This is a genomic window from Streptomyces erythrochromogenes (genome assembly GCF_040684695.1).
GTDB classification, from domain to species: Bacteria; Actinomycetota; Actinomycetes; order Streptomycetales; family Streptomycetaceae; genus Streptomyces; species Streptomyces erythrochromogenes_C.
On sequence record NZ_JBFBGM010000011.1, the window covers coordinates 219,560 to 240,789 of the forward strand.

Consider the following 21,230-nt stretch of genomic DNA (forward strand, 5'->3'; position numbering starts at 1 on the left):
TCAGCCGCCGAATCGGCCCGGTCCGAAGCGTTCCGGAACACCGCCCGAGCCGATCCGGAGCAAGCCCGTCACGGCCAGACCGCCTCCGGCGGTGCGGTGTGCGAGGGCGCCGGTGCGGAAGAAGCCGTCCCCGGTGAAGGAGCGCGCGGTGTGCTCGGGCTCCCGGTAGTAGCCGCGCACGGTGGCGGGGCCGCGGGCGAGGAGTTCACCGGACTCCCCGTCGGGCACGTCCTTGCCGTCGGCGTCGACGATGCGGATCTCGTCGTCGGGGGAGAGCGGCCGGCCCTGTGCGGCGGGCACGGCCCCGTCCGGGCCCACGGGCGGGGCGAGGACGATCGGGCCCTCGGCCGGGCCGTAGACCGGCTGGACACCGCAGCCCAGTGCGGAGGCGAGCCGCAGGGCATCCTGCGGGTGCGCGGGCGCGTCGCCGCCGATCTGTACCAGACGCAGACTGCGCAGGCCCGCCGCGGACACCCGGCGGGCCTCCAGGGCGCCGAGCCAGCGCCGGGCGGCGGCGGGGGCCAGGGACGTGACGGTGACCCGCTCCCGGGCGATTTCCCCGAGGCATGCGGCGGGGTCGGGGTTCTCGGCCAGGACGACGGTGCCGCCGACCGAGAGGGTGCCGATGACGCCGGGGCCGCCGAGGGCGAAGCCGGATCCGGCGGGCGGCGCGGCGAGGTACACGTCGTCCCCGGTGAGCGAGACCGCCTCGGCGCAGGCCCCCGCCTGGTGGGCGTAGTCGTTGTGGGTACGCGGCACCAGCAGCGGCGGGCCGCCGTCGGTACGGGCGGAGAGCAGGAAGAACGCCACCTGGCCGGCGCTCGGCGGGAGCGCCGGCGCGGGCGGGGCGTCGACGGAGTCCAGCGGGAAGTAGTGGCAGCCCGACGGATCGGTCGTGTAACCGCCGTAGGGGGAGGCGGTGTCCGGAGCCTGCAGGGTGAACACCCGCCGCAGGAAGGGGTCCCGGGCCGCGATGTCCGCGGCCATCGCCGTGTGGTCGAAACCCTCGTACGCCGAGGGACCGACGTAGCCGACGGCCTGGGCGACCCGTACGAGGTGCGAGACCTCGGGAGCGCGGTGCGAGACCGGGCACAGCACGGGGACGGCTCCGGCCCGCATCAGCGCGAACACGGTGACGACGAACTCGGGAACGTTCGGCAGCTGCACGACGACGCGCTGCCCGGGCCGCAGGGCGAGCAGCCGGAAGCCCGCCGCCATGCGGTCCACGCGCCGGTTCAGGGCCGCGTAGGTGAGGCGTGTACCGCGGGCCACGAGCGCGGTGCGCGGCCCGTGCTCCAGGGACCAGCCGCGCAGCAGGCTGTCCAGCGTCGTCCCGCGCCAGTGGCCCGCCGCCCAGTAGCGGTCCACGAAGTCCTCGGGCCAGGGCGTACAGCCGTCGAGCAGGGATGTCATGCGCTTCCTTCTGTGCCGGTGACGTGCCGGGCCGGCGCGACGCCGGCACCCAAGGAAGCCAAACCGGCACCACCACCGCACGCAAGGCGCTGTCCCGACCATGGACTCGGCATTCCCTGGGCGGAACCCCCAACGAACACCGCTGACCAGCGCCGACGGCACTGCTTCAGCGCACGGTCCAGGGAATCCGGCAGATGTGCGGACCCGAGCCCTCCGGACACAGGGCGGTCGGGACGGCCTTGCGGATCGCCCGCCACGTCCGCAGGGAGCACTTCAAGCGGACTTCCATGGAAGCGGGTTGCCGCGATCCGCTGCTGCGGCCGGGATGCTCCGCAGCCCACTGCTCCGCCAGGAAGTCCAGCCGGTCGTCGACCGCGAGCGCGACGGTCCCACCGATGATCCGGGCCTTCCGGGAACCGACCGCGTCCTCGACGAGGCCGCGCACCCGGGCCAGCCCCTCTTCGTCCGCGTACAGGCCGAACCTCAGACGCCGCGCCCTCATCGCACCGCTCCTTCGCGTCCTTCGCGACGTCCGCTGGAATGGAGCGTGTCGCTGTCCATGGCCCCCAGCTTGCTGTCTCCCCTTGCCGGAGACTCAACCGGACCCCCGCACAGGGTCCGTTTTCGGCCGGCCGCCGTCCGACGAGTACGCCCCCTGGGTTCGCCCGCGGAGCCGCCCGCCCGGCATGATCGGCAGGACACGGCCTAGGGTGGCCCGGTGACGAACGAGGGTGTGGGCATGAGCGACGACGACCGGGTGCTGTACGGGTGCATGGGCCTGGGCGGGAGCTGGGATCCGACGCCGTACGGGCCGGGCGACATCGATGCCGCCGAGGCGGCCGTCGAGGCCGCCCTCGACAGCGGGATCACCGTCTTCGACCACGCCGACATCTACCGGCACGGCAAGTCCGAGGCCGTGTTCGGCGAGGTCCTCGCGCGGACCCCCGGTCTGCGCGACCGCATCACGCTGCAGACCAAGTGCGGGATCCGGCTCGGCGACGAGGACCGCCCGGGCCTGTACGACCTGCGCGGGGAGACCATCACGCGCCGCGTCGAGGAGAGCCTCACCCGGCTGCGGACCGACGTGATCGACGTCCTGCTGCTGCACCGCCCCGACCCCCTCGCCGACGTGGACTCGATCGCCTCGGCGCTGGCCTCCCTCCACCGGCAGGGCCTCGTACGGCACTTCGGCGTGTCCAACATGGGCGCCGCGCAGATCGCCCACCTCCAGGCCCGGCTCGACCGGCCGCTCGTGGCCAACCAGCTGGAGATGAGCCTGCACAGCCGCGACTGGGTGGAGGCCGGGGTCCTGCTCAACACCCCTGCCGCCACGGCCAACGGATTCCCCTTCGGCACCCTGGAACACTGCCGCGACCACGGCATCCGCCTCCAGGCGTGGGGCGCGCTGGCCCAGGGCCGTTTCACCGGCCGCCAGCAGACGCCTGCCGAGCGGGCCACCGCCGAACTCCTGGCCGAACTGGCCCGGCGCAAGGGCACGACGCCCGAGACCGTCCTGCTGTGGTGGCTGATCCGGCACCCGTCGCGGATCGCACCGGTCATCGGCACCGCCCGGCCCGACCGGATCCGCGCCTGCCGCGACGCCGCGCTGCGTGAACCCGACCTCACGCACGAGGAGTGGTACGAGCTCTGGGTCACGGCCCGCGGCGTCCCCCTGCCGTAGCCGGGACACCGGTAAACCGGCCCCCTCGTAAGGGGGTTGGCCCCACTGCGGCCGACCGGGCTGCCGGATGGGGCCCCGGCGCGTGGTCGACGAGGCTTGCGCCATGACGACCTACCCGAAGAAGGCCCTGCTCCTCGCCCTCGCCGCGACCACGGTGGCGGCGGGTCTCACGGCGACCGCCGCCCCGGCGGTCGCCCGGCCCGCCACCAGCGCGGTCCCGAAGCTCGACTGGAAGCCCTGCGCCGCGCCCGGCGGACCCACCGCCCAGGAGTGCGCGGTCCTGCCCGTCCCGCTCGACTACGACGACCCCGACGGCCGGCAGGTCCACGTCGCCGTCTCCCGCATCCTCGGCGACCGCCCTGCGGCCCGCCGCGGCACGCTCGTCGTGATCCCCGGCGGCCCGGGCGGATCCGGAGTGCAGCGGCTGACCCAGAAGGGCGCGGCCCTCCAGCGGGAGCTGGGCGGCACCTACGACCTGGTCGCCTTCGACCCGCGCGGGGTGGGCGCCAGCACCACGGCGAGCTGCGGCCTCGCCCCCGAGGACCGGTACCTGACCGCCCTGCGGTCCTGGCCCGGCCCGGACGGGGAGATCGCGGAGAACGCCGCCCGCTCCCGCCGCATCGCCGAGGCCTGCGCCCGGGACGGGGGCCCCGAACTGCGCAGTTTCACCACCGCCAACCAGGTCCGGGATCTGGACCGGCTGCGCGAGGCCCTCGGCGAACGCAGGCTCTCCGCCTGGGGGACCTCGTACGGGGCGTACGTGGCGGCCCAGTACGCGCAGAAGTACCCGGGGCGCACCGACCGCTGGGTCCTGGACAGCACCGGCGACCCCGACCCGCAGCGGGTCGCCCGCGGTTGGCTGGCGAACATGTCGCGCGGCGCCGCCGAGCGCTTCCCCGACTTCGCGGCCTGGGCGGCCCACCCCGACCGGGACCGGGACGGGCTGCGCCTGGCCGCGCGGCCCGAGGAGGTCGAACCCCTGGTCGTCGCGCTCGCGGCCCGGCTCGACCGGGAACCGCGCCCGTCGACCACCCCCGGGGTGCCCCTGACCGGCAACGGGCTGCGCCAGGCCCTCCAGAACGCCCTCTACGCCGACGCCGCCTTCCCCGCCTTCGCCCGACTGGCCAGGGCCGCCCAGGACCCGGCGGGAACGCCCGCGCTCCCGCCCGAGCTCGCGCAGCCCTTCCGCGACGAGGACGCCGCGGTCATGGTCGGCGTCATCTGCAACGACGTCGCCTGGCCGCACACGTCCCCGGACGGCTACCGGGCCGCGGTGCGGGAGGACCGCGCCCGGTACCCGCTCACGGCCGGGATGCCCGCCAACCTGCTGCCCTGCTCCTTCTGGAAGACCGCCCCCGAGGAGGCGCCCGCCCGCATCACCGACGACGGGCCGTCGAACATCCTCATGCTCCAGAGCCGCCGGGATCCGGCGACGCCGCTGTCCGGAGCCCTGAAGATGCGTGAGGCGCTCGGCGCCCGCGCCCGCATGGTGACCGTCGAGCAGGGCGGGCACGGGCTCTACCTCGGCAACGGCAACGCGTGCGGCGACCGGGCCGTCACCGGGTTCCTCACCACCGGCCGCCGCCCCGCCCGGGACACGTACTGCGCGAACTGAGCCGGGCGGGCGGTCCGTCAGCACGGCTACGTCGCGCAACCCGTACGACGTCGTCGCCGCCGGCGGGGTGACGGCCGGTCCGGCCGTCCGCCGCCGGAAGGGCCGCGAGCGTCCGCCCGCGGCCCTTCCGGCGCGGCCATGTCACGCAATACCCATCCGTACTTGTGGGTACTGCGGCCGAATGGCGCCGGATTTGATAGTTCTGGACAGGTCCGGTGTTGGAAACCTGCGGGAAGGACTGGGCATGTTCGATCTACTACGCCCGGAAACCGTCATGTGCCCCTTCTGCAAGGCCACCGCCGCCGACGGCGTGGTGCGCACGCTGCGTACGGGGACGGGTTCCCTCTCGGTGACCTGGCACGCCCTGAACTGTCCGCACTACGCGGCCGACCGGGTCCTCGCCGACAAGGAGGGCTGAGGCGCCCGCCGCCGGGCCGCGTCACACCACCGGGCCGCGTCACACCGCCGTGCCGGCCTCCGCGCCGCTCGGCTCGGCCTCCCGCGCGGCCCGGCGGCGCAGCGCGTCCTCGTCGGTGTCCGCGTTGTACGAGATCAGCTTCGGCAGCAGCGCGGCCAGCACCGCCACCGAGGCCACGCAGGCCAGGCCGCCGCTCCAGAAGGCCGACCGGGTCCCGGTCCAGCCGGCCATGGTGCCCGCCCGGACCTGGCCGAGCTGCGGGCCCACGCTGTACGAGAGCACCTCGATGCCCGCGAGCCGGCCGCGCAGCTCCTCGGGGATCGTCTGGTTCCAGATCGTGGCGCGGCCCAGGCCGCTCAGCATGTCGGCGGCGCCCGCCACGGCCAGGCAGACCAGTACCAGCCAGATCCCGGGTGCCGCGCCGGCCGCGGCGATCGCCAGACCCCAGACCGTGGCGCCGAACACCACCAGCAGCCCGTGCCGGCGCACCCGGGACACCCAGCCGCTGGTCAGCCCCAGCACCATCGAGCCCACTGCGCCCGCCGCGTACATCAGACCCAGCGCCCACACCGCGTCCAGCTCGTCCGCGAGGAAGGGGAAGATCGTGTTCGGGAAGGCGAAGAACATCGCCGCGAGGTCCACGGCGTACGTCCCCAGCAGGACCGGCCGGCTCCACGCGTAGCGGGCGCCCTCGGCGATCCCGCGCAGCGACGGACGCTCGGCGCCCTCGACGGGCGGAGCCGGACTGAGCTTCGAGCACAGCAGCACGGAGCCGAGGAAGCCCACCACGGTGACGGCATAGGCCGAGGCGTGGCCGGCGTAGGCGACGACCAGGCCGGCCAGCGCCGGGCCGAGGATCGCGCCGAACTGGTAGCGCAGCCCGTTGAGCGCGGCCGCGGCGGTCAGCTGGTCGTGCGGCACGATCCGCGCCATCAGCGAGTCCAGCGCCGGCCGCTGCAGCCCGGCCAGGGCCGACACGCCGGCCGCGACCACGTACAGCGGCCACAGCAGCGGGTCCGGCAGCAGGGCGTTCACCAGCAGCACCAGGGCCAGTACCCCGAGCGCGGCCTCGGTCAGCAGGATCATCCGCCGCCGGTCGACCGCGTCCGCGAGCGCGCCCCCGTACAGCCCGAAGACCACCAGCGGGACCAGCTCCACCGCGCCCATCGCGCCGACGGCCAGCGGTGAGTCCGTCAGGTGCTTGATCTGCAGCGGCAGGGCGATCATCGCCATGAAGGAACCGAAGTACGTCACCGTCCCCTGGTAGAACAGGAGCCGGAAGTCCCGGCTCGAACGCCACGGGGCGAGGTCGGGCAGTACGGCGGCCAATCGGGAAGTGCTCACGGGATGCCATCGTGCGCGGCCGCCCCCGACCACCGCAAAGGGTTTTTTCCGGACGCGTGCCGGGCGGCCGGCACGACGCCCCCCGCCGGCCGCCCGCCCCGGACGGGCGAATCCGGGGCGCGGGGCGTGGCAACGCGGGCCCGCCGTGGCACCCATGGACCATGCCGCCGGTGTCACCGTTCCTGCGTACGGCCGCGTCCTACGCCTGGCGCCTGCTGGTCGTCGGCGCCGCCGTCTACGTGGTCTTCGCCCTGCTCGGCCGTTTCCACGAGATCGCCGTCGCCGTCTTCCTCGGCCTCGTCGTCACCGCGCTGCTGTGGACGCCCACCCGGCGCCTGGCCCGTTCCGTGCCCCGGACGATCGCCGTCGCCCTGAGCCTGATGGGCAGCGCGCTGCTCCTGCTGGGCGTGCTGACCCTGGTCGGCGAGGCGGTGGCGGGGGAGAGCACGACCCTGGCCCGGGAGTTCCGCGAAGGACTGGCCAGCATCGAGGCATGGCTGGAGAAGCCGCCCTTCCGGCTGAATCCGCAGGCGCTCTCCGACGTGCAGTCCCGGATCGGCGAGTACCTCTCCAGCCACCGCTCCACGGTGCTCAGCCAGGCGGTCAGCGGAGCCGGGCGGCTCGTCCACGTCCTGACGGTCCTCGCCCTCGCGGTCTTCTGCTCCTTCTTCTTCCTCCACGGCGGCGACCGGCAGTGGGCGTGGTTCTGCGACCAGCTGCCCGGCACGGCGCGGGAGCGCGTCACGATCGCCGGGCGCGCGGGCTGGCGCACCTTCACCGGCTACACCCACGGGATCGTCGTGGTCGCGGCGACCAACGCCGTCCTCGTCGGGCTGGCCCTGTACTTCCTCGGGGTCCCGCTGGCCGTCCCGCTGGCGCTGCTGGAGTTCTTCGCGGCCTTCATCCCCCTCATCGGGTCGCCGGTGGCGCTGGCGGTCGCCGCGGTCGTCGCCCTCGCCGCGAAGGGGCCCCTCGTCGCGGGGATCGTCGTCGCGCTGATCGTGATCATCGGCCAGATCGAGGGACACCTGCTGCATCCGCTGGTGATGAGCAGGGCGGTCCGCCTCCATCCGCTGGTCGTGGCGATCTCGGTGGTCGCGGGCGCGATCGCGGCCGGCGTGGTCGGCGCCGTGGTCGCGGTCCCGCTGGTCTCCGTCGCCTGGTCGGTCCACTCGGCCCTGCGCGAGGCCCGGCAGGACGGCCTCGGCGAGGGCGGGGGCGAGGACCGGCGCGAGAGCCTCCGCGAGGACCCGCGCCCGGCCGACGAGTGACCCGGCCGGTCCGCTTCCTGCACAATCGCCTGATGAGTGATGAAGACCCCTACCTGTGGCTGGAAGACGTATCCGGCGAGGACGCCCTCGCCTGGGTCCGGGAGCGCAACGCCGAGACCGTGGACGCGCTGACCGGCGACCCCGGCTTCAAGGTGCTCCAGCAGGAGATGCGCGAGGTGCTGGACGACGACGGCCGGATCCCCCACGTCGTCCGGCGCGGCGGCCACCTCTACAACTTCTGGCAGGACGCCGACCACGTACGGGGCCTGTGGCGGCGCACCACGCTGGAGGAGTACCGCACGGACCACCCGGCCTGGGAGGTGCTCCTGGACCTGGACGCGCTGGCCGGGGCCGAGGGGGAGAAGTGGGCCTGGGCCGGCAGCAGGGTCCTGGCCCCCGAGCACCGCCACGCCCTGGTCCTGCTCTCCCGGGACGGCGCCGACGCCTGCGTCGTGCGCGAGTTCGACCTGGAGACCCTGGAGTTCGTCACGGACGGGTTCACGGTCGCCGAGGCCAAGACCCGGATCGGCTGGATCGACCAGGACCGGGTCTGGATCGGCACGGACTTCGGCACCGGCTCGATGTCCGCCTCCGGCTACCCGCTCCAGGTGCGCCGCTGGCACCGCGGTACCCCCCTCGAATCCGCCGAGCTCGTCTACGAGGGCGGCCCGTCCGACCTGTCCGCCTCCGGCTGGCACGACGACACCCCCGGCTACGAGCGGGACTTCGTCCACCGGCAGATCGACTTCTGGAACCAGGAGCTGTTCCTCCTGCCCGGTGACGCCTCCGCCGCGCCCGTGAAGATCGACGTACCGGACGACGCGAACGCCTCCGTCCACCGCGAATGGCTGACCGTCACCACCAGGACGCCGTGGCTCGGGCACCCCGCGGGCAGCCTGCTCGCCTTCGACCTCGACGCCTTCCTGGCGGGAGCCCGCGAGGCCGAGGTGCTGTTCACCCCGGACGAGCGCACCGCGCTGGCCGGACACAGCTGGACCCGCAACCACCTCGTCCTCGGCACGCGGGCCGACGTCTCCTCCCGCCTGGAGCTGCTCACCCCCGGCCCCGACGGCTGGCACCGGGCACCGCTGCCCGGCCTGCCGCCGCTGTCCACGGCCTCGGTGACCTGTACCGACCCGGACGTCGGCGACGAGTACTTCCACCTCGTCACCGGCTTCCTCCAGCCCTCCACCCTCTACCGGGGCACGGCGGGCGGCGAGGAGGACAGCGAGCCCGTCAAGCAGAGCCCGGCGTTCTTCGACACCGCCGGCCTCGCGGTGAGCCAGTTCTTCGCGACCTCCGCGGACGGCACCCGGGTCCCGTACTTCGTCGTCGGACCCGAGGAACGGTCCGGCCCCGGTCCCACCCTGCTCTACGGGTACGGCGGCTTCGAGATCTCCATGGTCCCGTCGTACAGCGCGGTCACCGGCCGCGCCTGGCTCGCGCGCGGCGGCACCTACGTCGTCGCCGGCATCCGCGGCGGGCACGAGTACGGGCCCGCCTGGCACCGGGCGGCGCTCGGCGCGAACCGGGTCCGGGCGTACGAGGACTTCGCCGCCGTCGCCCGGGACCTCGTCGCCCGGGACATCACCACCCCGGCCCAGCTGGGCATCGAGGGCGGCAGCAACGGCGGCCTCCTCATGGGCGCGATGCTCACCCGGGAACCGGAGCTGTTCGGCGCGGTCGTCGCGCACGTGCCGCTGCTGGACATGCTCCGCTTCCACAAGCTGCTCGCCGGCGCCAGCTGGATCGCCGAGTACGGCGACCCCGACGACCCGGCGGACCGGCCCCACCTGGAGGACATCTCCCCGTACCACCGGATCCGGACGGACGGACCCGCGTACCCGCCGCTCCTGCTGCTGACCTCGACCCGCGACGACCGCGTCCACCCGGGCCACGCCCGCAAGATGGCGGCGCGGCTGCGCGAGGCCGGCCATCCCGTGCTCTTCCACGAGCACCTCGGCGGCGGTCACGCGGGCGCGACCGACCACCGCCAGACGGCCTTCAACGAGGCCCTCGTCCACACCTTCCTGTGGGAGCGCCTGACCCCCTCGACGTGAACGGCCGTCCAGGGCGCGCACCGCCGCTCCGGGGCAGCCGCCCGCGGTGACCTCTCGGCCCCGGAGCGGTGGCGTCAGCCGCCGGTGCCGCCCGCTTCCGCCCTGTCGAGCTGCTCGTCCAGGGCGAGGGCCGCCGCGATCAGCGCGAGGTGGGTGAACGCCTGCGGGAAGTTGCCCAGTTGCTCGCCCGACGGGCCGATCTCCTCGGCGAACAGGCCGACGTGGTTGGCGTAGGTGAGCATCTTGTCGAAGGCGTAGCGGGCTTCCTGCGGCTTGCCGGCGCGGGCCAGCGCCTCCACGTAGAGGAAGCTGCAGAGGTTGAAGGTGCCCTCCGAGCCGCGCAGCCCGTCGGGGGAGGCCTCCGGGTTGTAGCGGTAGACCAGGCTGTCACTGACCAGTTCGCGGTCCATGGCGGCGAGGGTGCTGAGCCAGATCGGGTCCGTGGGGGAGAGGAATCCGACCCGGGGCATGAGCAGGAGCGAGGCGTCCAGCACGTCGGTGTCGTAGTGCTGGACGAAGGCTTGCTTGTCCGCGTTCCAGCCGCGCTCGACGATCTGCGCGAAGACGGCGTCGCGGACCTTGCGCCACCGGTCGACGTCGGCGGGCCGGGCGAACGCGGAGGCCAGGCGGATGCCCCGCTCGAAGGCCACCCAGGTCATGAGGCGGCTGAAGGTGAAGTTCTGGCGGCCGCCCCGGGTCTCCCAGATGCCTTCGTCGGGACGGTCCCAGTTGTCGGCGAGCCAGTCCAGCACGTCGGCGTACGCCGTCCAGCCCTTGATCCCGCCCATGTCGCGGGTCTGGGCCAGGGCGTCGGAGGCCTCGCCGTAGATGTCGAGCTGGATCTGGTCGGCGGCCGCGTTGCCGGCGCGGACCGGCTTGGAGCCCGCGTAGCCGTCGAGGTGGTCCAGGATCTCCTCGGTCAGGTGGGGTTCGCCGTCGATGCGGTACATGATCTGCAGGGGCTCGCCCGAGGCGGTGCCGCCGGCGTCGAGCCGGTCGAGCAGCCAGCGGCGGAAGGCGGCCGCCTCCTCGGCGAACCCGAGGTCGATCAGGGCCTTGACGGAGAGGGAGGCGTCCCGGACCCAGGTGAAGCGGTAGTCCCAGTTCCGTTCGCCGCCGACCTGTTCGGGCAGCCCCATGGTGAGCGCGGCGATCGGCGCGCCGGTGGGGGCGTAGGTGAGCAGCTTGAGGGTGATGGCGGAGCGGTGCACGATGTCGCGCCAGCGGCCGCGGTAGGTGCAGGAGCGCAGCCAGGTGTGCCAGAAGGTGCGGCAGGCCTGCAGCTCGGCGCTGATGCCCTCGGCCGACAGCGGGGGCGGCGCGGGGCCGTCCTCCGCGTCGCTGGTCAGGACCACGGCGGCGACGTCCCCGGCGGCCAGGGTGAAGCGGGAGGTCAGGTCGTCTCCGTCGCGCCGCAGCACGATGGGGCCACCGGCCCCGGCGACCTGCAGGTGCAGTGTGCTGCCCGGTCCCCGGAAGACCACGGACGTCCGGTCGACCTCCTCGAGCGTGTGGGGGGCGCGCCCGTAGTCGAACCGCGGGCGGCATTCGAGGTTGAAGTCCAGGCTGCCCCGCACCACGCGCACCACCCGTACCAGGCGGTGTCGCGGGGTCGGTGAGGGTGTCTCCAGCGGGACCATGAAGTCGGCGACCTCACCGACCCCGTCGGGGCCCATGTAGCGGGTGACCAGTACGGCCGTGTCCGCCTGGTAGAGCTGGCGGACGACGGTCCCGGGCTCGTGGGCGAGGTCGGCGGCGAGCCTGCAGTAGCCCCCGCGTTCGCTGTCGAGGAGCGAGGCGAAGACGCTGGGGGAGTCGAAACGCGGTGTGCACCACCAGTCGATCGTGCCCTGCGAGGACACGAGGGCGGCGGTCTGGAGATCGCCGACCATTCCGTGGTCGGCGATGGGCGGGTATGCGTTCACACGTGGCTCCCTCGCTCGGACCGGGGTCCCGGGATCCGGCACGTGGCCGGGGTGGCGCCTCCCGGCCCGTGCCCCGGTGCCGCGACAGCCCGGGATCGCCAGGGTCCGCGGCGTCCGGGGCTGCCACCGTGCTTCGTCCCCTCCAGCGTGCACCGCGGCCGTGACCACCGCACTCCGGACGGAGGGGACGGACGGAGGGGACTCAGGCCGTACGCAGCGTCTCGACCCGTTTCTCGATCGCGGTGATCAGCGCCTCGACCCGGGCCAGGAAGATCTCGTCGTCCGTCACCTCGGCCAGCTGCGTGCTCAGTCGGGTGATGTGGGGGAACCCCTCGGCGTCGACCAGTCGGTACTCGCGGCTCCAGGAGGCCTCGTCGGCCGCCCGGACGTCCGGGTCGAACAGCAGGTAGGCGGCGCGCTGGCCGACGTACGCGAGGAGCGAGTCGCCGACCATGCGGTAGTGGACGGCCGCCTCGGCGCCGTCGAGCCCGGCCTCCATCACGGCGCCCAGGATGAGCTCGACCACCCGGAACTCGTTCGGCCGCCGGGTGGTCCGGCTGGCCATGGTCGACCCGACCACCGGGTACTTCAGCGCGACCTCCAGCGAGCCGTCCGCGAGAGCCCGCAGCCGCCCCTTCCAGTCGAGGCCCTCGGGGATGCTGTCGAGGACCTCGCCCAGCGTGCGGTCGGCGACGGACAGCAGGAGCTCGTCCTTGTCGCGGAAGTGCCGGTAGATCGCCGTCGGGTCGGCGCCGAGTTCCTCGCCGAGGCGGCGGACGGTGAAGGCGTCCTCGCTGCCGCGGGCCGCGATGCGCAGGCTCGCCTCGATGATCGCGTCCGGTGTGAGCTGGCTGCCCGCGCGCTTGGAACGGGCCGGTGTGTCGGATGGCTTCGGCATGGTGCGGTCAGTGTATCGATTTGGAACGGAGCCGGCGCAACACCGTTGACAACAATGTTGCGCTCCCGTTCACTCCTCCTCAACAACACGCCGTGCGGGTCCGCCCGCCGAGCCGGAGGATGCGTCGATGTCCGAGAAGTCGATGTCCGAGAAGTCGATGTTCAGGAACAGGCAGCGGGCCGACACCGTGTTCGTGGGGGGAAAGGTCTTCACCGGGACCGGTCCGGCCCCCGTCGAGGCCGCCGTGGCCGTCGCCGGCGGACGGATCCTCGCCGTCGCCGGAGAGAGCGAGGTGCGCTCCCTCGCGGACGCCGGCACCGAGGTGGTCGACCTGCGGGGCGGACTGCTCGCCCCCGGCTTCCAGGACGCGCACGTCCACCCCGTCGTGGCCGGCGTGCAGATGCTCGGCTGCGACCTGAGCGCGGAGCGCACCATCGACGGCTACCTCGCGGTCGTGGCCGGTTACGCCCGGCGGCACCCCGGCGCGTCGTGGATCCGCGGCGGCGGCTGGTCCATGGACGCCTTCCCCGGTGGCACGCCGACGCGCGCCATGCTCGACGCTGTGGTACCCGACCGGCCCGTGATGCTCACCAACCGGGACGGGCACGGAGCCTGGGCCAACACCCTCGCCTTCGAACGCTCCGGCGTCGACCGCACCACCCCGGACCCGGTCGACGGCCGGATCGAGCGCGAGCCGGACGGAACCCCTGCCGGCACCCTCCAGGAGGGCGCCATGGACCTCGTCGCCCGCCACGTGCCCATCGCCACACCGGACGAGGCGCACGCCGGCCTCCTCGCCGCCCAGGAGCACCTCTTCTCCCTCGGGGTGACCGGCTGGCAGGACGCCATGATCGGCGCGTTCCCCGGCAACCCCGACAACTACGACGTCTACCTGCGCGCCGCCCGCGAGGGCTCGCTGCGCGCACGCGTCGTCGGCGCCCTGTGGTGGGACCGCGAACGCGGCCTGGAACAGATCCCCGAGCTGGAGGAACGCCGCCGCACCGGACGCGCCGGCCGTTTCGACGCCACCAGCATCAAGATCATGCAGGACGGCATCGCGGAGAACTTCACCGCCGGCCTGCTGGAGCCCTACCTCGACCGCTGCGGCTGCGCCACGGCCAACTCCGGCCTGAGCTTCATCGACCCCGGACTGCTCACCGAGGCCGTGACCCGGCTCGACCGCTCCGGCTTCCAGCTCCACTTCCACGCGCTCGGCGACCGCGCCGTGCGCGAGGTGCTCGACGCCCTCGCCGCGGCCCGTACGGCCAACGGGGCCAACGACAACCGCCACCACCTCGCCCACCTGCAACTCGTCCACCCCGACGACATCGGCCGGTTCGCGGCCCTGGACGCCGCCGCCAACATCCAGGCGCTCTGGGCCGCCCACGAACCGCAGATGGACGAGCTCACCATCCCCTTCCTCGGACCCGAACGGGCCGCCCTGCAGTACCCGTTCGGGGACCTGCGGCGAGCGGGCGCCCGCCTCGTCGCCGGCAGCGACTGGTCCGTCAGCAGCCCCAACCCCCTCTGGGGCATCCACGTGGCCGTGAACCGCGCCGTCCCGGTCGAGGACCTCGACCCGGCCCGCACCTCCGGACCCATGCCGCCGTTCTTCCCGGAGCAGTCCCTGACCCTCGCTCAGGCGCTGACCGCCTACACCGCGGGCAGCGCCTGGGTGAACCACCTCGACGACGTCACCGGCACGGTCGAGGCGGGCAAGTACGCCGACCTGGTCGTCCTCGACCGCGACCCCTTCGCCCACCCCGGCGGGGAGATCGCCGACACCCGCGTGCTGCGGACCTACCTCGACGGCGAACCCGTCTTCACCGCGAAGGACTGACCACCGCGAGCCCCTCGGCCCGCCACCCCCCGGCCTGCCACCCACCGGCCCGCCGCCACCGGCCGCGCACCACCCACCCCTCCACGCCCATCCCTCAGGGAGCCAGACGATGTCACCAGCCACATCGGGAACGCCGCTGCGCCGACGCAGCGCGGTCCGCAACGCCGCGGCGGCCGCCCTCGCCGCCGGCATGCTGCTCGTCACCACCGCCTGCACCGGGCCCGGCACCACCGCCCAGGGCCAGGGAGCCGCCACCGCCTTCCGGCTCACCGACAAGACCCCCGCCCCCGCCGGCGACGTGGACTCCTTCACCTGGTCGATCTACGCGGAGCCGACCACCCTCGACTACGCCCACGCCTACGACTTCCCGCCCAACCAGATCCTCGCCAACGTCTGCGAGAGCCTGCTGCGCTGGAACCCCGACCTGACGACCTCGCCGAACCTCGCGACCTCCTACACCAACCCCACCCCCACCACCTGGGTCTACCAGATCCGCCCCGGCGTCCGCTTCCACGACGGGACGACGCTCACCGCGGACGACGTCGTGGCCTCCTTGCGCCGCAACCTCGACCCGCGGACGGCAAGCGTCTGGGCCAACCCCTTCCGCAACGTCAAGTCGGTCGACCGCACCGGGCCGCTGGAGGTCACCGTCACCCTGACGCAGCCCGACTCCACCTTCAACAAGTACCTCGCCGCCGGCCCCGGAACCGTGGAGTCCGCAGCCACCCTCGCCACGTCCGGCAACGACTACGGCAATCCGCGGACCGGCGTGAACTGCACCGGCCCCTTCTCCTTCGGCTCATGGGCCCCGGGCCAGTCGCTCACCCTGGAACGCTTCGGCGACTACTGGAACCCGGCGCTCAAGGCCCGGGCGGGCCAAGTGAAGTTCGTCTTCCTGAACGACGCGACCACCCGCGTCAACGCCTTCCAGAGCGGCGAGGTCGACGGCGGCTGGATGGTCCCGGCGGACGCGTACGCCGCGCTGCGCGACACCGCCGCCGGAACGCTCTACTTCGGCCGCAACACCACCGTCGCCGACGAGGTGGTCGGCAACCTCAAGGGCCCGCTGGGCGACGCCCGGGTGCGCCGGGCCCTCCTCATGGCCATCGACCGCGAGGGCATCCTCAAGGCCGGCGTCGGCGGCGTCGGAGAGGTCGCCCACTCCCTCGTCACCGACAACCTCTGGAACGACGCCCCCGCCGCGACCCGCGAGGCGATCCAGCGCGACCTCCCCCGGTACCCCTACGACCCCGCCAAGGCGAAGGCGCTCGCCGCCGAAGCCGGGGTGAACGGCCAGAAGGTCGTGATCGCCACGAGCCCGCTGGACTCCCAGACGACCATCATCACCCAGGCCGTCGCCCAGGCCGCCACGGCCATCGGGCTCAAGCCGCAGATCGACTCCGTCTCCGCCGAGAAGTACTCGACGCTCTTCACCGACCCGGCCGCACGCGAGGGCGTCGACCTCTTCCTCACCTTCTGGAACACCTCCATCACCGACCCGCTCGACATGTACGGGGTCCTGCGGAGCGACGCGTTCAGCAACTACGGCGGCTGGTCCGACCCCGCCTTCGACACGGCCGTCGACCGGGCCGTCGCCGCCCACGACCCCGTGGAGCACACCGCCGCCAACGCCGAGGCCCAGCGCATCGCCCTGCGCGAACTGCCCTGGCTGCCCCTCTACACCCAGCCCGTGAGCGTCTTCCTCGGCAAGCGGATCACCGGCGTCCAGCCCTCCATCGCCTACCTGTACTACCCGTGGGCCGCCGAGATCGGCGCGAGCGGATGACGGCCGTCGCGGCTCGGGCCGCACGCGTCCTGCGCAGACTGGCCGGCATGGCGGCGACCCTGCTCGTCACCTCCTTCCTCGTCTTCTCCTCGCTGTTCCTGGCCCCCGGCGACCCCGCCTCCTTCCTGGTGAAGGGGCGCAGCGCCGGACCCGGCGAACTCGCCGAGATCCGCCGTCAGTACGGCTTCGACGAGCCGTTCCTCGTCCGGTACTGGCACTGGCTGGAGGGCGTCCTGCACGGCGACCTGGGCCGCTCGTACCTCCTGCACCAGGACGTCGCCTCCGTCATCTGGTCGCGGCTGCCCGCGTCCCTGCTGCTGATCGGCACATCGGCCCTGATGATCGCGGTCTTCGGGATCGGCTCCGGCATCGTCGGCGCCCTGCGCCGCGGGTCGCGCACCGACCGCACCCTGATGCTGCTGGTGACCGTGGGGGCCGCCGCGCCCGCCTTCGTCGCGGCCCTCCTGCTCCGATCCGTACTGGGCGTGCAGCTGGGCTGGTTCCCGACCATCGGCAACGGCACCGGCCTCCTCGACCGGCTCCACCACGTGGTCCTCCCGGCCGCCGCCCTGTCCGTCACCTTCGTGGCGCTGGTGACCCGCGTGACCCGCTCCGCGATGCTCGACGAACTGCGCCGCGAGCACGTCGAGGTCGCCCTCAGCCGCGGAACACCCCGCCGGACCGTCATCCGGCGCCATGTCCTGCGCAACGCGCTCGGCGCGATCGTGACGGTCTCCGCCCTCCTGGTGTCCGGCATGCTCGTCAGCACCGCCATCGTCGAGACCGCCTTCGGGATGTCCGGAGTGGGCTCCCTGCTCGTCCAGTCGGTGGACCAGCTCGACTTCCAGGTCGTCCAGGCGATCGTGCTGCTGGTCGTGGCCGCCTTCGTCGTGGTCAACGCCCTCGTGGACCTGGTGCACCCGCTGATCGATCCGCGCACCGCGGCACCGGGGAGTGCACGATGACCGCACCCACCGGACCCATCGCACCTACGGCATCCACCGCACCTACGGCACCCAGCGCACCGGCCGCCGGGGCGGGCCGCCCCCTGGCCCGACTGCGCGTCCTCGGCGGCGGCCCGCTCCGACAGGCCTGCGCGGCCCTCCTGATCCTCTTCGTCCTGGTGGCGCTGCTGGCCCCCTGGCTCACCCCCCACGACCCGACGTTCGGCAGGCTCGGCGACACCCTCCTGGGCTCGGGCCCCGACCACTGGCTGGGCACCGACCAGGGCGGCCGCGACACCCTCTCGGCGCTGATCGCGGGCACCCGCACCAGCCTCGCCGGCCCCCTCGCCGTCGTGGTGTTCTCCACCGTCCTGGGCATCGCCGTCGGCCTGTTCACCGCCTGGCGCGGCGGCTGGGTCGACGCCGTGACCGGCCGGGTCCTCGACATCGTGTTCGCATTCCCGGCGCTGCTGCTCGCGATCCTCGCGGTGGCCCTCTTCGGCAAGGGGATGACCGCACCCGTCATCGCCATGGCCATCGCCTACATGCCGTACACCGCCCGCCTGGTGCGCGGCCTCGCGGTACAGGAGAAGGCCCGGCCCTACATCGCCGCCTACCGGGTCCAGGGGCACTCCGCCCTCTTCGTCACGGTCCGCAGGCTGCTGCCCAACATCGCCCCGACCCTGCTCGCCCAGTCCACGGTGAACTTCGGATACGCCCTGCTCGACCTCGCCGCACTCTCCTTCCTCGGGCTCGGCGTCCAGCCGCCGACCCCCGACTGGGGCGCCATGATCAACCAGGCCCAGGCCGCCGTCCTCCAGGGGCAGCCGCTGTCCGCGATCGCCCCGGCCGTGGCCGTCGTCCTGGTGGTCGTCGCCTTCAACGTCGTCGGGGAGAGCCTCGGCGACCGGCTCGCCGGGAGGGACTCCTGATGCCGCTCCTCGCATACGACGCGCTCGGCGTCACCCTGCCCGGCACGGCCCGGCCGATCCTCGACGGCATCGACCTGCGGGTCGAGGCCGGCGAAGTCGTCGCCCTCGTCGGCGAATCCGGCTCGGGCAAGTCGGTCACCGCCCGCGCCGCTCTCGGCCTGTTCCCCGCCGGCGCCGCCGTCACGGGCCGGGTGAGCGTCGCCGGCACCGACCTCGTCGGCGCCGACGCCGCGAGCCTGCGCGACGTACGCACCGCCAAGGCCGCGATGATCTACCAGGACCCCCGTGCCGCCATCAACCCCGTACGCCGCGTGGGGGACTTCCTCACCGAGCCGTTGCGCCTGGTCCACGGCTGGTCCAGGGCCCGGGCCGCGGCCCGCGCGGCCGAACTCCTCGACGCGGTCGGCCTGCCCGACCCCGCCCGCCACCTGGACCAGTACCCGCACGAACTCTCCGGCGGGATGCTGCAGCGCGTGGTGATCGCCGCCGCCCTCACCACCGAACCGCGGCTCCTGCTCTGCGACGAACCCACCACCGCCCTCGACGTCAGCACCCAGGCCGAGATCCTCGCCGTCCTGGGCCGGCTCCGGCGCGAACGCGGCCTCGGCATCCTCCTGATCACCCACGACATCGAGCTCGCGGCCGCCGTCAGCGACCGGATCCACGTCATGTACGCGGGCAGGATCGTCGAGTCGGGACCCGTCGGGGAACTCTTCGCCGCACCCCGCCACCCGTACACCGCCGGTCTGCTCGGCTCCTCCCCGCCCCTGCACGGCCCGCTCACCCGCCTCACCCCCGTGCCCGGCGCCCCCATGGGCCTGCTGGAGACCGCCCCCGGCTGCGCCTTCGCCCCCCGCTGCCCGTCCGCCGAGCCGGGCCGCTGCGACCGGTCCGCGCCCCGGCCGGAGCGGCACGGACCGGCCGTGGTGGCTTGCCACCGCACCGCCGAACTCCCCCCGATGCGGGCGCAGTCGCCGTCCCCGGCGGTTTCCCCCGCGTCCCGCAAGGAGGACCGTTGAACACCGACACCGACACCGACACCGACACCGACACCGAAACCGACCCGGACCCCTGCCTCGACCCCGCCCCCGCGCTCCTCGACGTCAGCGGCCTGCGCAAGACCTACCGCACGGGCGGCGCCGAGGTCGTCGCCGTCGACGACCTCTCCTTCACCCTCCGGCCCGGCGGCGCCCTCGGCATCGTCGGCGAATCCGGATCCGGCAAGACCACCACCGCCCGGATGCTCATCGGCCTCGAACGCCCCGACGCGGGCCGGATCCTCGTACAGGGCCGGCCGCAGGCCGACTCCGTGCGCGGGAAGGCGGCGCGGCTGGCCCGGGCCAAGGCCGTCCAGATCGTCTTCCAGGACCCCTATCTCTCCCTGGACGCCCGCATCGCCATCGGCGCGACCATCGACGGCGTACTGAGGCTGCACGGCTCCCGCGACCGGGCCGCCCGGACGGCCCGGGTACGGGAGCTGCTGGCCCAAGTGGGCCTGGGGGACCGGGAGGCGGCCGCCCTGCCCCGCCACCTCTCGGGCGGGCAGCGCCAGCGCGCCGCCATCGCCCGGGCCCTCGCGGTCGAACCCGCCGTCCTCGTGCTCGACGAGGCGGTGTCCGCCCTGGACGTGTCCGTGCAGGCACAGGTCCTCAACCTGCTGTCGGACATCCGGCGCGACACCGGCATCGGGCTGGTCTTCGTCAGCCACGACCTGGCCGTGGTCCGCTACGTCTGCGACGAGGCCCTGGTCATGTACCGGGGCCGGACGGTGGAACACCGCCCGGTCGGCGAACTCCTCGCCGCACCCCGCGACCCCTACACGCGGCTGCTGCTGGCATCGGTACCCCGCCCGGGCTGGGACCCCGACTCCATCGGAGCGCGCCGCCGGGCCCTCGACCCGAAGCGCCCTCCGGCGTAGGCCGGGAAACGACGGGTGAACGCCGCCGGAACGCCGGGTGACGGGAAAACGGCGTCCCGGGGGCCCGCGCCGACATCCGTTCGGGGGATTCGGGGCGTCTGCCGCACGCGGAAGGCGGCCGCGTGCTCCACGATCGGCGGGTGCAACCCCGGAGGGAGGACCCCATGAGCACCCCGTTCGCGTCCGCCGCGCCCTACTACGCCCGCTACCGGCCCCCGTACCCGCGGGAGTTCCACACCCTGCTCGCGGACCGCTTCGCGCTCGACGGCTCCCAGACCGTACTGGACCTCGGCGCCGGCCCCGGCACGCTCGGGCTGCCCCTGGCCCTGCTGGCCGACCACGTGTACGCCGTCGACCCGGAGCCGGCGATGCTCGCCGAGGGAGCCCGGCTCGCCGAGGAACGCGGTGTCGCGAACATCTCGTGGCTGCGCGGCGACGACGCCTGCATCACCCGGCTGTGCCTGCCCCGGATCGACCTGTGCGTCATCGGCAGGGCCTTCCGCCGGATGGACCGGGAGCCGCTGCTCGCCGACCTGGACGAGGTGCTCGCTCCCCGGGGCGGGGTCGCCGTCGTCGAGTCCCTGCGCAGGCCCGGCGACCCGCGCCCGGCCTGGCTGAGCGCGGTCGACGAGGTGCGCGCACGCTTCCTCGACCCGGTCGGGCCCGGGCAGTCCGACCCCGACGACTGGGACGATCTGGTCGACCTCCTCGCCAAATCGCCGCTCTCCCGCGTCGAGACCCACCAGTGGGAGCAGCCCGTCCGCCACACCGTGGACGAGGTGATCGGCCTCCAGCTCTCCTTCGCCTCGTCCGGCCCGGACCGGCTGGGCGACCGCATGGCCGCCTTCGAGACGGAGCTGCGCCGGGCCCTGCTCGACCACGACCCCCGCGGCACCTACGCCCGGACCCTGCGCATCGGGGCCGCCGTCGCCACCAGGCCCCGGCGCTGAACCGGGCCCGGCCGGTCCGGCCGGTCAGGTCGGCCTAGTGGCTGAGCGCGGCGAGGAGTTCGCGCTCGCGGGCACCGCTCAGGCCCGCCCGGCGGGAGCGGTCCAGGCCCTCGGCCCGCTCCCACTCCAGCAGGTCCGCGCCCACCTACACACCAGACGGCCCCGGAACGGCACGGGCCACCAGGAGGTACGACCGTGAGTGAAGCGCATATCCTGTTGCGCGGTGAAACCCTCG

At 73.7% G+C, this 21,230-nt stretch carries 17 protein-coding genes; 12 read left to right on the plus strand and 5 right to left on the minus strand.

Annotated features, from left to right (window positions below; all coding sequences use genetic code 11):
- Positions 1 to 1,413, minus strand: coding sequence for an AMP-binding protein (locus tag AB0O53_RS18960; RefSeq protein ID WP_365196856.1), 1,413 nt, complete (start codon positions 1,411 to 1,413; stop codon positions 1 to 3).
- Positions 1,414 to 1,579: 166 nt separating this feature from the next.
- Positions 1,580 to 1,915: a hypothetical protein gene (locus tag AB0O53_RS18965; protein WP_350993386.1), complete on the minus strand. Its 336-nt coding sequence runs from the start codon at positions 1,913 to 1,915 to the stop codon at positions 1,580 to 1,582.
- Positions 1,916 to 2,152: 237 nt separating this feature from the next.
- Between AB0O53_RS18965 and AB0O53_RS18970 the strand changes: the two genes are divergently transcribed.
- The 3 genes from AB0O53_RS18970 to AB0O53_RS18980 all read left to right on the plus strand — a co-directional run bounded on the left by AB0O53_RS18970 (position 2,153) and on the right by AB0O53_RS18980 (position 5,127).
- Positions 2,153 to 3,094, plus strand: coding sequence for an aldo/keto reductase (locus AB0O53_RS18970; RefSeq protein ID WP_350993751.1), 942 nt, complete (start codon positions 2,153 to 2,155; stop codon positions 3,092 to 3,094).
- A gap of 103 nt (positions 3,095 to 3,197) precedes the next feature.
- Positions 3,198 to 4,709, plus strand: a complete 1,512-nt coding sequence (locus AB0O53_RS18975) for an alpha/beta hydrolase (protein WP_365196859.1) — start codon at positions 3,198 to 3,200, stop codon at positions 4,707 to 4,709.
- A gap of 244 nt (positions 4,710 to 4,953) precedes the next feature.
- Entirely contained in the window at positions 4,954 to 5,127 is a 174-nt protein-coding gene (locus tag AB0O53_RS18980) for a hypothetical protein (RefSeq protein ID WP_350993382.1), read from the plus strand.
- Between the two features lie 39 nt (positions 5,128 to 5,166).
- On the opposite strand, the gene AB0O53_RS18985 is transcribed toward AB0O53_RS18980, so the two are convergent.
- Positions 5,167 to 6,471: an MFS transporter gene (locus AB0O53_RS18985; protein ID WP_350993380.1), complete on the minus strand. Its 1,305-nt coding sequence runs from the start codon at positions 6,469 to 6,471 to the stop codon at positions 5,167 to 5,169.
- 161 nt (positions 6,472 to 6,632) lie between these two features.
- Here AB0O53_RS18985 and AB0O53_RS18990 point away from each other — a divergent pair, with 161 nt between their 5' ends.
- Both AB0O53_RS18990 and AB0O53_RS18995 read left to right on the plus strand, forming a co-directional pair.
- On the plus strand, positions 6,633 to 7,742 hold the full coding sequence (locus tag AB0O53_RS18990; protein ID WP_350993378.1) for an AI-2E family transporter: 1,110 nt from the start codon (positions 6,633 to 6,635) through the stop codon (positions 7,740 to 7,742).
- Between the two features lie 32 nt (positions 7,743 to 7,774).
- Positions 7,775 to 9,802: a prolyl oligopeptidase family serine peptidase gene (locus AB0O53_RS18995; protein WP_365196864.1), complete on the plus strand. Its 2,028-nt coding sequence runs from the start codon at positions 7,775 to 7,777 to the stop codon at positions 9,800 to 9,802.
- Positions 9,803 to 9,876: 74 nt separating this feature from the next.
- Here the strand turns inward: AB0O53_RS18995 and AB0O53_RS19000 are convergent, their stop codons facing one another.
- Both AB0O53_RS19000 and AB0O53_RS19005 read right to left on the minus strand, forming a co-directional pair.
- Positions 9,877 to 11,727 carry a glycoside hydrolase family 15 protein gene (locus tag AB0O53_RS19000; protein WP_365196867.1) on the minus strand — a complete coding sequence of 617 codons (1,851 nt, stop codon included), beginning with the start codon at positions 11,725 to 11,727 and terminating at the stop codon, positions 9,877 to 9,879.
- A 202-nt stretch (positions 11,728 to 11,929) separates the two neighbouring features.
- Positions 11,930 to 12,625: a TetR/AcrR family transcriptional regulator gene (locus AB0O53_RS19005; RefSeq protein ID WP_350993373.1), complete on the minus strand. Its 696-nt coding sequence runs from the start codon at positions 12,623 to 12,625 to the stop codon at positions 11,930 to 11,932.
- A gap of 127 nt (positions 12,626 to 12,752) precedes the next feature.
- Here AB0O53_RS19005 and AB0O53_RS19010 point away from each other — a divergent pair, with 127 nt between their 5' ends.
- From AB0O53_RS19010 to AB0O53_RS19040, 7 genes are all read left to right on the plus strand, one after another.
- On the plus strand, positions 12,753 to 14,465 hold the full coding sequence (locus AB0O53_RS19010; protein WP_350993371.1) for an amidohydrolase: 1,713 nt from the start codon (positions 12,753 to 12,755) through the stop codon (positions 14,463 to 14,465).
- Positions 14,466 to 14,574: 109 nt separating this feature from the next.
- A complete protein-coding gene (locus AB0O53_RS19015) occupies positions 14,575 to 16,251 on the plus strand; it encodes an ABC transporter substrate-binding protein (protein ID WP_350993369.1) in 1,677 nt (558 codons plus the stop codon).
- A complete protein-coding gene (locus tag AB0O53_RS19020; RefSeq protein ID WP_365196891.1) occupies positions 16,248 to 17,216 on the plus strand; it encodes an ABC transporter permease in 969 nt (322 codons plus the stop codon). Before AB0O53_RS19015 ends, AB0O53_RS19020 begins: the two co-directional genes overlap by 4 nt.
- On the plus strand, positions 17,213 to 18,127 hold the full coding sequence (locus AB0O53_RS19025; protein ID WP_350993367.1) for an ABC transporter permease: 915 nt from the start codon (positions 17,213 to 17,215) through the stop codon (positions 18,125 to 18,127). Before AB0O53_RS19020 ends, AB0O53_RS19025 begins: the two co-directional genes overlap by 4 nt.
- Positions 18,127 to 19,146: an ABC transporter ATP-binding protein gene (locus AB0O53_RS19030; RefSeq protein ID WP_365196871.1), complete on the plus strand. Its 1,020-nt coding sequence runs from the start codon at positions 18,127 to 18,129 to the stop codon at positions 19,144 to 19,146. Before AB0O53_RS19025 ends, AB0O53_RS19030 begins: the two co-directional genes overlap by 1 nt.
- Before the next feature lie 92 nt (positions 19,147 to 19,238).
- Positions 19,239 to 20,045 carry an ABC transporter ATP-binding protein gene (locus AB0O53_RS19035; RefSeq protein WP_365196894.1) on the plus strand — a complete coding sequence of 269 codons (807 nt, stop codon included), beginning with the start codon at positions 19,239 to 19,241 and terminating at the stop codon, positions 20,043 to 20,045.
- Between the two features lie 164 nt (positions 20,046 to 20,209).
- Positions 20,210 to 20,995, plus strand: coding sequence for a class I SAM-dependent methyltransferase (locus AB0O53_RS19040; protein ID WP_350993361.1), 786 nt, complete (start codon positions 20,210 to 20,212; stop codon positions 20,993 to 20,995).
- Positions 20,996 to 21,230 lie beyond the last annotated feature (235 nt).